General features: G+C 31.7%; 14 protein-coding genes. 6 read left to right on the top strand and 8 right to left on the bottom strand.

The genetic code is table 11. From position 1 onward, the window contains the following. The first annotated feature begins 250 nt into the window (after nt 1–250). The 6 genes from Q0049_RS10200 to Q0049_RS10180 all read left to right on the top strand — a co-directional run bounded on the left by Q0049_RS10200 (nt 251) and on the right by Q0049_RS10180 (nt 2,320). On the top strand, nt 251–682 hold the full coding sequence (locus Q0049_RS10200; RefSeq protein WP_298119376.1) for a hypothetical protein: 432 nt from the start codon (nt 251–253) through the stop codon (nt 680–682). Between the two features lie 64 nt (nt 683–746). Beyond that, nucleotides 747–971: a hypothetical protein gene (locus Q0049_RS10195; RefSeq protein ID WP_298119374.1), complete on the top strand. Its 225-nt coding sequence runs from the start codon at nt 747–749 to the stop codon at nt 969–971. Then, the gene (locus Q0049_RS16660) at nt 961–1,146 is read left to right on the top strand and encodes a SymE family type I addiction module toxin (protein ID WP_367178977.1); all 186 of its coding nucleotides are present in this window, start codon (nt 961–963) and stop codon (nt 1,144–1,146) included. The genes Q0049_RS10195 and Q0049_RS16660 overlap by 11 nt, the downstream gene beginning before the upstream one ends. Continuing rightward, nucleotides 1,146–1,307: a hypothetical protein gene (locus tag Q0049_RS10190; protein WP_298119372.1), complete on the top strand. Its 162-nt coding sequence runs from the start codon at nt 1,146–1,148 to the stop codon at nt 1,305–1,307. The genes Q0049_RS16660 and Q0049_RS10190 overlap by 1 nt, the downstream gene beginning before the upstream one ends. Before the next feature lie 6 nt (nt 1,308–1,313). Then, a complete protein-coding gene (locus Q0049_RS10185) occupies nt 1,314–1,664 on the top strand; it encodes an ArdC-like ssDNA-binding domain-containing protein (RefSeq protein WP_298119371.1) in 351 nt (116 codons plus the stop codon). Next, complete coding sequence (locus tag Q0049_RS10180) at nt 1,658–2,320, top strand: N-6 DNA methylase (protein WP_298119369.1); 663 nt, start codon at nt 1,658–1,660, stop codon at nt 2,318–2,320. The genes Q0049_RS10185 and Q0049_RS10180 overlap by 7 nt, the downstream gene beginning before the upstream one ends. Before the next feature lie 93 nt (nt 2,321–2,413). Here the strand turns inward: Q0049_RS10180 and Q0049_RS10175 are convergent, their stop codons facing one another. The 8 genes from Q0049_RS10175 to Q0049_RS10140 form a co-directional block, all read right to left on the bottom strand. Next, the gene (locus tag Q0049_RS10175) at nt 2,414–2,629 is read right to left on the bottom strand and encodes a hypothetical protein (RefSeq protein ID WP_298119367.1); all 216 of its coding nucleotides are present in this window, start codon (nt 2,627–2,629) and stop codon (nt 2,414–2,416) included. Nucleotide 2,630: 1 nt separating this feature from the next. Further along, complete coding sequence (locus Q0049_RS10170; RefSeq protein ID WP_298119365.1) at nt 2,631–2,897, bottom strand: hypothetical protein; 267 nt, start codon at nt 2,895–2,897, stop codon at nt 2,631–2,633. Then, nucleotides 2,897–3,175 carry a hypothetical protein gene (locus Q0049_RS10165; protein ID WP_298119363.1) on the bottom strand — a complete coding sequence of 93 codons (279 nt, stop codon included), beginning with the start codon at nt 3,173–3,175 and terminating at the stop codon, nt 2,897–2,899. The genes Q0049_RS10170 and Q0049_RS10165 overlap by 1 nt, the downstream gene beginning before the upstream one ends. A 40-nt stretch (nt 3,176–3,215) precedes the next feature. Then, nucleotides 3,216–4,931, bottom strand: a complete 1,716-nt coding sequence (locus tag Q0049_RS10160; RefSeq protein WP_298119361.1) for a hypothetical protein — start codon at nt 4,929–4,931, stop codon at nt 3,216–3,218. After that, nucleotides 4,903–5,571, bottom strand: coding sequence for a hypothetical protein (locus Q0049_RS10155; protein WP_298119359.1), 669 nt, complete (start codon nt 5,569–5,571; stop codon nt 4,903–4,905). Before Q0049_RS10155 ends, Q0049_RS10160 begins: the two co-directional genes overlap by 29 nt. After that, entirely contained in the window at nt 5,522–5,848 is a 327-nt protein-coding gene (locus Q0049_RS10150) for a hypothetical protein (protein ID WP_298119358.1), read from the bottom strand. Before Q0049_RS10150 ends, Q0049_RS10155 begins: the two co-directional genes overlap by 50 nt. 169 nt (nt 5,849–6,017) lie before the next feature. Next, complete coding sequence (locus Q0049_RS10145) at nt 6,018–6,614, bottom strand: hypothetical protein (RefSeq protein ID WP_298119356.1); 597 nt, start codon at nt 6,612–6,614, stop codon at nt 6,018–6,020. After that, nucleotides 6,601–7,785, bottom strand: coding sequence for a hypothetical protein (locus Q0049_RS10140; protein ID WP_298119355.1), 1,185 nt, complete (start codon nt 7,783–7,785; stop codon nt 6,601–6,603). Before Q0049_RS10140 ends, Q0049_RS10145 begins: the two co-directional genes overlap by 14 nt. Nucleotides 7,786–7,817: the final 32 nt, after the last annotated feature.

The raw sequence follows: 7,817 nt of genomic DNA, 5'->3' as shown, positions 1-7,817 counted from the left end.
CTTTTCGTTCAACCAAACACATTTAACACGTTTTTAGAACGGGTTAAAATGTTGTTTGTTAACGAATTGTGTTTTTTATTTTTTTTTAGAAGTCATTTTTTGAACTTTTTTAAAATGATTTTAACCTATTTAGAAAGATTAAAAATTATTAATTTATAGTGAAAAAATAGTGTTTTTTAGTCTATTTATTTTGTAGTAATTACCTTTTTTTGTATCTTTAAGTATTGATAATCAAATAAATACATTTTTTATGAGCCAAAAAGCAAACACAAAAGAAGAGGTTAAAGACGTTAAAAAAGATAACGTTTTGAAAGTTGTGGAAAACTTAAAACCTGCGGTAAATGTCGAAAAAGCACCAACAGAGGATGCAAAAAAACCAATCGAGAAACAAGAAGTTTCTAATCTTTTAAACCCAAGCGCAGAAGTAAGGCTAAAAAGACTTGACCAATTTCTAATTTTAGGCGAGAAATTCAAGTTTTTAAAAACTAAAGAAGACGAACTAAACAAGTTTGTTTTATCAAGTGACGGAACAAAAGAAAAAATTTCTTTAAGTAACGCAAGCGGTTTTAAATTTGAGGTAACAAATTCTCAAACTATTGAAAAGGTTTTGAAAGTAATTCAAGAAGATTTAAGTATTTTCATTTCAAAAGCAGACGAGGAAGTAAAATCTTTTATCGTTTAACAAAAACAACAAACCCGAAGTGGTGGAACACTTCGGGTTTTTGATAATCAAATTTTTATACGCCATGCACAAAAACTCAACTGAGAGCAAAAATAACGCTTTCAAACTATCTACGCAAGTAAAATCTATACTTCACGAAAAAGGACTTTCTAAAGTCTTTAATTATTCGGATTACGAATACTTCAAAACGCAATGTAAAAACGCTTGGAACAAAGCACAAGCCATTGCAGAACTATTCATTCAAGACAATCAAAATACTAATTCAGATTTTAACGATTATGTTTTTTAATATACGCATTAGCACTATATCGGCTTTATGTGTGCGCCCACGTTGGAAGAAATCCTATTTAAAGCCAAAATTAAATATATCCGGAAACTGGCTAAATAAAGCCGGTTTTGAAATAGGAGAAAAAGTCAAAATTGAAGTTTTTGAAAACAAACTAATAATAACAAAAGCAGAGTAATGTACATTTTTATCTTCAATTACGAAAACGGAAAAGTTTATAAAACTAAACTTAAAAAAAAGTATCAAGCAGAACCCGAAGAGTTTATGATAAAAAAAGGTTTTAACCTCGACAACGTTTATTATATGACTACTAAAGAAAGTGAAATCATTAATATTTAAGCCAAAATGACCGAAAAACAAGAAATACACAGAGAAAAGCGCAAAGAGTTGCGAGAGCTTTCCAAAATAGCAAAAATGCGAATGAATGCAGATTGCGAAGGAATGACAGTAAATGAAATCCTAGTAAATGAATTTTACACAGATAAAAATAATTTTGAATTCAAAACTTTGCACGATTGGAGCAAAGAAGGATTTCAAGTAAAAAAAGGCTCAAAAGCTTTTATTATCTGGGGAAAACCAAAACAAAAGACAAAAGGCGAGGAGCACAAGCAGAGCAAGAACCAAGAAGAGGAAGAAGAAGAATTTTACCCGCTTTGTTATTTATTTTCTAATGCTCAAGTTTTAAAACGATGCTAAAAAATAGAGACGTACCAAAGGAGTTGAAAATTTTCAACTCCTTATTTTATGAATTTCACTATAAATTTGATTTAAGTCAAATTTTTGATGATTTACTAACGATGATTATTTGTGCAATGGGACACCAAACACAGGAGGATTTATATTTACAAACTATCAAAAAATACAACCGCCAAGAAATTGACATTTTTTGTAAACTTTTTGGAGAGCTAATGAAAATCTACAACCAAAATAAAACATTTGGTATTTGGTGCGACCCGTTAGGCGATTATTACGAATGTTTAGCGAGTAATTATAAAAAATCTTCATTCGGTCAATTTTTTACACCTCGTCCGATTTGTGATTTTATGGCTAAAATTTTATTCGATTCTAACGACTGGGGCAAAACAATGAACGAACCAACGTGCGGAAGTGGCAGAATGATTCTAGCAGCAAACCAACATTGTAAAGGTAATTATTACGTTTGCGAAGATTTAGACCCGATTTGTTGCAAAATGACAGCCATTAATTTGTGCTTTCACGAAATCAGAGCAGAAATACATTGCCACGATGCACTAATGATGAATAATTACCGCTTTTCATTAGTCACAAATTACGAATTTTGGAAACACGAAACAAAGTGTATATTTTACTATCCAAGCGCTAAAAACGGCTAATTTAAAGCCGTTTTTTCTATGTAAAAAAAATTCCGCCCAAACGGGCGGAGTTTTGCGTCTTCTTTCTTCTTTTTGTAAAATACTAACGTATTTTTAAACTTTATCGGCTAAAAAACAGTTAAATTTTCTTTCAAAATTTTCTTTAGTAATTGAATTATCTTCATCCTCTTCCATACGTATAAAAACTATATGTTCGTCTTTTTTAATATGCATCGCCAACTCACCGCCTCCAATACTAAAATTCCAATCAATAAGGATTAGCTTATTTTGCACTATAAATTCTAAAATTTTATTTACATCTTCTATCATACTAACGTATTTCTTTAATTATTCTACCTTCTGAGTGGATATACTTTATATTTCCAAATCTATCTATAATTGGTTCCGAAGAAATTCTTTCACCAACAATTGGTCGACCTCCAACTTGAGCCATTTTAACTTTAGGAAAAGGATGAACAGAAATAGATTCAATTAAATGAATACCTGAAGTTTTATTTAATACACGCGATATAATAGCAGCAACTTCAGAACCATTTTCTAATTGTAAAATTTTTTTTGTTTTGATTTCATCTTTCATTATACTATAGGTTTTAAGTTTACTTCTTCCACAATTTCCATCAAAGCAGCAGCAAATAAAATTTTCTTTTCTGGAGCAGTAGCTAAATCTGTTTTATCCTGGATGCGCTTCAAAGCTTCAAAATGATTTTCATCATTAGCTTTCATAACTTGTTGAATAATTCTAACAAAAGGAGCTACAGTTTCATCATATTTATCAAGTAAAATTTCTTTCGCAGTCTCACGAGATTGATCTAAAACCACAAGGTTTTGAAAGTCTTTTTGTATGATGGCATCCATAGCATTCTTATTTAATTATCAATACACAAATATACAAATTTTACCTTCCGATTACTGAAGGATCCATTCCGGAATATACGTTATGAATATTTGCTACATCAAAGAAGTCAGGACGACATATCCAGTACTTAAATGCATCACTGAAATTTGTAGAAAACATTGGTCTAGATTGTAAAGGCAATTTTTCTGAAGACTTATCTTTGTGAATGGTTCTGGTTCCCATCTTATCCGTTTTCAAAATAATTTTTGTCAATTTCAAGGAACTTGTCAAACATTTGCACTTTAATTTATCTATTCGAAGCTTTGGCAATCCTGGCACTGATTCTCCCATCAATTGTTTTGCTAAATTAAATTCCTCTTCCTGATAAATATTTCCTTGAAACTCATTCATTAAATGGACAATCCAACCGCTTGAGCTTCCATCAGGAAGATACTCGATCGCATTTTTTAGATAATTTGCTTTATCGGTTTTCATTTTAGCGTTTTGATTTCCGGCTCTATCGTAATACATATACAAAACTTTGTATTTATGATCTTGATAGAACTCTCTAAATTTAGCACCAAGCGTCATTTCATCTTCTGGATGCAATGTGTAAAATTCTTTTAGAGCATAAAGATAGTTTCCTCTTCTTTGACCAGAAACCATCGAACTCATATCGCCAAAATCTACACCACATTCTAATGGCGAATCGATGTCGTAGTAACGTTTACTCATTGACTTGCAACTATCTTTAATAGTATCAAAAATGCTAAACTTTTCAAAGTAAGAAACATCAGTTCCGTCTTCAAAAAAATGATGGTCACCCAAATGACTATAAAACTTTTCACCTTTGGATACATTTATTTTAAATGATAAAATGGCACTTCTGAATTCTTCAGGTCCGAGAGCTTTTAATGTCTGCTTAAAATAACCATCAGTCAAAATATCCAAGTTAACCAAAGAAGATGCAGCATAAAAAAAAGTAGAATCTTTGCGAATTCTTATCCACAACTCATACCATTTGCGATAAGATTTGTCTAAACGGTCTTTTTCCGACAAATTACCAATTTGAGCATTAGCCATAATCTCGCGCTTGACATTGTTTAATTCTACAGCAGCATACAAAGCAAGTTCTATTTGTTCCGGATCCATTTCTTTTTCCATCTGAAGAATCCAATCATCATCAGAAGTAAGAATGTTTGGCATATCGGTAGTAAAAGTATTTCCCATATAATAAACAGAATGGCCAAAATTGACAAACTCACCACGAAGAGCAGGAGTAGAGCGGTCTAGTTTTTTCTTTTTCAATAAGCGAGCTTCGTCACCATACCTGTGCTGATACGAAGAACCTGCTAAGCCTGATGGTTGGTCAAGACTTCCAAGATTAAAAAATGTGCCATTATATAATGAAATAGTATGCTTGTAATGCAAAGGTGGCTTATAAGGAAGTTTAAAATGTGATGGCGGACGCTTATCAGTAACAAAATGTATTCCTTCACGCCATCCTTTTCTTTGCCACCCTTCAATTAGTGCTGGCAACACGTTTGTCAATGCATTCATATAAGTATCAGAGACAAACATTTGATAACTTCTAGGCATATCATAGATAATGCGCTGTGAACGTTCTGCAACAATATCGGCTGTTTTACCCGTTGCACGACCTAAAACACCATAAAAGTCTTTAGGATCAATTAAATCGACTAACATTTTTGCCTTAGAAACAAATCTGTTGTCTACATTTTCAGCATCAGTTTTTACGCGGATTCTCTTCGTCATTTGGTAATGCTATAAATGGGATAATATCAGCTTCCATATAAAGGCGCTGACGTTCTTTTTCGTTCAATTCTGGTACTTTTTTGTCAATAAAATCCTTGATTCTATTTCTGTCTACTTTTGCTAATCCTAAAGCTTCTACATCAGTTGTGTAGACAACCCAAGGTTTTTGGAACAACTCAGGAGGAAGCTCTTCCTGTTGTTCTTTATTTCCGCCGCGAACTTCAAATGCGGTTTTAGCAGCATCAATTATTCGCTTGCTATCGGCAGTATCTTTCTTCACTAATCGCATAAAATTGATTTCTTGATCAATAATATCTGCATAAAAATTACTCCAGGCCTTAATGGTAATTGTAGTATCGTTATAAAAATACTCAATTGCCTCTTCATACATCTGCTTTGCTTTATACTCAGATAGCTTTTCTGTAATAATTAAATGGTTTACAACCATTTTTTTAGAACCAAATTTGTCAATTCTACGAATCATCCCATCGATTTTAGAAAGAAGCTCCAAATAGTAAACTATTTCTTGAGGAGCATTGTCTGGATTGCCAGTTTCTAAAAAACGATAGATATCATCAAGCTTTACGTTTTCAATCAATTTCATATCCAAATAATAATCGGTTCTTAATATTCTCAACATCTATTCTTTCGCTTTCTCTCAAAAATATTTGTGCTGCAGTAATATTTCCACTTTCAGCAAGTTCTTTTTGTTTGCTCATTATTGCAAATGTTGTGGAGAGCTTTCCAGCATTATATGACTGACGCACATCACTTTCTTTATCATTATATAAAGCTAAGAATGACTTCTTATCAACTCCGAGTTGTAATGCAATATCGCTAGGTGCATAATTACAAGCAGCCATATTGAATACTGTTTCTAAATCTTCATCGCTAATATGTATTGGCAATTCTTTCATTTGCTATCTTTTAGTTTTATAAAAATGAATATCGATAATAGAAAAAAGCAAAATGCCATAAAAACCAATAGTTGATATGGCAATTTCACTTCTGTAATTTCTAACGTTATTCCAATTAGGAATGATAAAAGCATAAATGCGATTGCAACAATTTTTAAAAATAGTTTCATCAGTATTTTATCATATCAACATTAGTAAATAGTTGTAATCTAAAATCATACAACCCTTTGGAATTCGCAAAAACATATTGTTCGAAATGCGCATTTTCTGCCCAATTTCCAGAACCTTCAATCACAAAATGAAAATCGTGAGTTTCCATCAAACAAACCTTTGCGTGTGACCAGGCATATTGTACTTTTAAATTAGGTCTAGTTGTACACATCGCTTTCAGATTTTCTATGGTAACCGGATTTCGCTTTATCATACTTTCAGAAATTAAAAGTGTAATTTGCTCAATCATTCCCTTATCGTGCATTTCAATTAAGGCATCAATCACTTTTCTACTTATACTATAAGTACAGGCGTATAAATGTTTGATTGGATAAGTTTTAGCGACAAATGGAATAAACGTGAAGGCATTAAATGCTTTATCCGTTTGAAGAAAGAAAAACTCATCTTTCGTTGGAACCCTCATTAAGTCTTCACCTACATTTTTTATTTTTTGATAGTGACTAGCGATAAACTTTGAAGTGAATAACTCAGATGGTTTTTCTTTCTTTTCTTCTTTTTTTTGATTGTTAAAATCAAAGAATTTATTTTTTGACATCCTGAGAAACACCTAGTTTAGCGTTTACCAATGACAATTTAAATTCTCGATCGGCAATTCGTTTATTAATTGCTTCAACTTTTTCAGTATTACCTGCAAACGTTATTAAATCCTTTTTATTCGTGCTGAAGTATTTTACAGATGAACTTTTGAATTTAATCAATTCTTCATTTGTCATCAAATCAACTTCATTTTTGATATTACTTTCGTAAAACACTGGATGCTTTCCTAAGAAAGTTTTATTTGTATCATAGTGCTTTAATTCTTCCCAACATAAACGATTTTCTGCAAACGCAGCTTCGGCATCTTTAGCTAATTGCAGTTTTTCTTCCTCAGTAGTTTCTGGATGCTTTCCTTCATTTACTTCTTGAAGTTTAGCGTGTAAAGCTTGGTATTTTTTAAAAGCTGTAATTCTTTTACCCACCACAATTAGCATTACATCCGGACAATTATCCTCATTTAAAAATGGAAACTCTTCGCGTACATTCTGAAAATCTTCAACTTTAATACCTTCAAAATTTTCTCCAGTAACAGAACTGATAACGGCAGCAGCTTTCTCTGACAATTCATTCAAAAATTGCTTTTTAGCATTAATTGCAACAACAGGAGTTCCAGGAGTAATAGCATCTATTAAAACTCTAACTTCCTCAGAAATTTCAATATTTTCAATTTCATTTTTAAAATGATTAGTCAACGAATCTAATGCAGAATCATTCATCTCTAAAAACAAATCATTTGAACTTATTAAACTAACTAATTCTTGATTTGTTTTTTCAAAATAATCTTCGATACTAGGAACTGTTAATATTTCTTCCCCATAAGTTTGAGCAACTTTAAACAGTTGAAATGCCAATTCTTTAACAGCATCAGACAAAGCTCCAAAAGCGATTATAAAAAGCTTTTTTATGTCATTTTCTTCTTCGACCATTGAAACTAACGAAGCATTCTGTACTTCAACTTCTGAAATATCAAACATTTTATGTAAATCATAAATAATGTTCTTCAGGCTTTGTTCCGAATATCCAAGACGATTATAACTCAATTCTAATGAACGGCTCTTTCTTGGATGATTTCTGTAAAAATTAAACGCCTTATTAAATTGTTCGTAAGGCGGCATTGAATCTTTTTCTCTAAGAAAAAGGATTACTTCTTGTTTTTTTTCGTGTGACATGTCGATATTTTTTATGTAATTACGTTATTCAA

Source organism: Flavobacterium sp., assembly GCF_027484205.1.
Classification (GTDB): domain Bacteria; phylum Bacteroidota; class Bacteroidia; order Flavobacteriales; family Flavobacteriaceae; genus Flavobacterium.
The sequence above is the reverse complement of the archived record's forward strand: the minus strand, read 5'-3'. Positions and strand labels throughout refer to the sequence as shown.